The 237-nt window shown below is 67.5% G+C and carries 1 pseudogene; it reads right to left on the bottom strand.

Features of this window, described 5'->3' with window-relative positions:
• A pseudogene (locus tag BGIM_RS66740) lies at positions 1-237 on the bottom strand (hypothetical protein); the annotation flags it as partial.

Here is a 237-nt window from a genome sequence, read left to right as displayed (position 1 = left end):
ATGGTCGCGTTGTTGCAACGCACGTTGCCGGGGAATGTGCCGGCCGTGGTGGTCGAGTCAAAAACGTACTCAATCGAGTAGCCGCCGGACGCGCCGTCAACGCCGTGTGCCCCGGTCGCTCCCGTGCTGCCCGTGGCTCCTGTTGGGCCGGTTGCCCCGGTTGCCCCGGTCGGACCTGTGGCACCCGTGTCGCCCTTTGCCGCCGCGATGTCCCAATAGGTCGGGTTCGTCGGAAGG

Source organism: Zavarzinella formosa DSM 19928 (assembly GCF_000255705.1).
GTDB classification, from domain to species: domain Bacteria; phylum Planctomycetota; class Planctomycetia; order Gemmatales; family Gemmataceae; genus Zavarzinella; species Zavarzinella formosa.
Note: the sequence above shows the minus strand (reverse complement) of the source record. Positions and strands in the feature narration are given on the sequence as shown.